Consider the following 2,078-nt stretch of genomic DNA (forward strand, 5'->3'; position numbering starts at 1 on the left):
AGCGTCCGCGCCGCCTGAAGCGTCCGCGCCGCCTGAAGCGTCCGCGCCGCCCGGAGCGTCCGCGCCGCCTGAAGCGTCCGCGCCGCCTGAAGCGTCCGAGCCGTCGGCCTTGGCGGACTCGTCGGTGTCCGCGAAACCGGCGAACTCCCCGCTCTGCGCCTTGCCGTCGGCCATGACCCGGTGCAGCTTGACCCGCTCGGCCAGCAGCGGACGGTCCTCGGTGCGGACCGTGACCAGCGGGCGCGGGCGCGGCACCTTCGCGTCCGACCAGGCCATCTCCACATCGATCACCTCGCCCGCGAACGCCTCACCGGCCAGCCGCCGCCCCGCCATGACCAGCGGATCGTCCAGCGCCTCATGGGCGTCGAGCTGGGCCTGCGCGGTCTCGCGCGCGGCGAGCTTCTGCGCCGCCGTCACCGCGTCGTCGCGCTTGGGCTGCGGCGGCTCCCCGGCCCGGACCCGGTCCCGGTGGCCGGTGTAGGACCAGCGGTCCCGCTTCCAGCGGTCCGCCACCCGCGCGCCCTCCGGGAGGGCGCGCAGCAGATCCACCCCGTGCCACAGCGCGTCCCAGGTGGGCCGCAACTGCGACTCGATCAGCCCGCGCAGCTCCGCCTCGGCGAGCCGCAGCCGCGCCTCGCCCCCCGGTACGCCCTGGGATGTCTCGGCACGCGCCGCGTCGTAGCGGGACATCGCCGGTGCCAGCAGCTTGTTGTCGAAGGCGGGGTCGGTGGCCGGGCCGGCGGGCGGGCAGCGCAACTGGCCGTCCTCGTCCCGCTCCGACTCCGCCCGCAGCGCCGCCGCCGCCCCCGGCACGCCCTCCGGGGGGTCGATCCAGGCCAGCAGCGAGCCCAGGTGCTGATCCTCCAGATTGCTCTGCCCGGTCGCCCAGTGACGGCTCAGCAGCTCGGTGAGCGACAGCAGCAGGGACGAGCCGGGCACCCGCGACCGCTCCCCGTAGTGGGTCAGCCAGCGGCCGAGCAGCGGCACCCGCGCGGGCGCCGGGAAGGGCGTCTCCGGGTCCTGCTCGGCGGTCCGCCGGAACCGCATCGACCGGCCCAGCAGCCGGACGAACGCCACGCCCGCGGCGCTGGGCACCAGCAACTGCGGCGCGTCCTCGCACAGCTCGACCTGGACCGGCACCTTCTTACCGGTCTCCGGATCGGTCTCCTTGCGCTCCTCCAGCTCGACCTGGTCCGCGTACGAGTCCAGATACGGCTGGATCTCCTCCGCGAGCGCGGCGAGGAACGCGAACCGCAGGTCGCGGTCGCGCGGCTGGGCCACGATCAGCAGCCGCGGCGCGTCCCGGTCGGTGCCCACCAGCGCCCCGAGCGGCGCCCCCGCCTCACCGGCGGTGGTGAGCGGGACGAACGCCAGCGGGCGCTCCGACAGATGGCGGTGGCGCACGGTGGTCAGGGGCTGGGCCCGCCCCTCCCGGACCGCCTCCATCCGGGCCAGGGTGGTGATCAGCGACATGCCACCGCCTCGGGGCGGGACGCGAGCGCCTCGGCGCGCAGGGCCGCCGCGCGGCGCAGGGCGTCCACGGTGGGGTCGCCGGTGGGGGCGTCGTCGGCGGGGCGTTCCATGGCGGCCGTAAGGACGGCGTCCATGGTGGTGAGCCCGCCCAGCTCGCCCCGGACGCCACGGCCCAGCGCCTCGACCCGGCCCGCCGCGCGGGACCGCGTCCGGCAGTGGGCGGCCAGCTCGCACGTGGACAGGCACTCCGGGGCGTACGCCGCGTCCACCGCCTCGACGGCGGCCGTCAGCTCCTCGACCGGGCGGGTCGGGGTCCGGCCGTCGTCGGTGAACCGGAGGTCGAAGGTGGTGCCCTCGGGGAGGGCGGCGGCGATCTCCTCGATCCGGGTCAGCCGGTCGAGCTGCCGCCGGGTGACCGCGAGCTGCCTGCGCACGTCGACCATTTCGGCGGTCGGCAGGTTGGAGAAGTCCTTGGGGCACACGAGAAGCACGTGATGCCGCACCCGGGCCCGTACGGAAGCGGCCCCCGCCGGGGCCACCGAGCCCTCCCGCGCCGCCGTTCCGGCCAGGGCCGTCGGGGCTGCCGCCTCCCGCGCCCCAGCCGG

The 2,078-nt window shown here is 76.5% G+C and carries 1 protein-coding gene and 1 pseudogene; both read right to left on the reverse strand.

Annotated features, from left to right (window positions below):
- Nucleotides 1-1,473 (reverse strand): hypothetical protein (locus tag KN815_RS48535; protein WP_253209730.1); only part of this gene is annotated, 1,473 nt, incomplete at its 3' end.
- Nucleotides 1,464-2,078, reverse strand: a pseudogene (locus KN815_RS48540) (hypothetical protein); the annotation flags it as partial. The gene KN815_RS48535 and the pseudogene KN815_RS48540, both read right to left, overlap by 10 nt.

The organism is Streptomyces niphimycinicus (assembly GCF_018883605.1).
Classification (GTDB): domain Bacteria; phylum Actinomycetota; class Actinomycetes; order Streptomycetales; family Streptomycetaceae; genus Streptomyces; species Streptomyces niphimycinicus.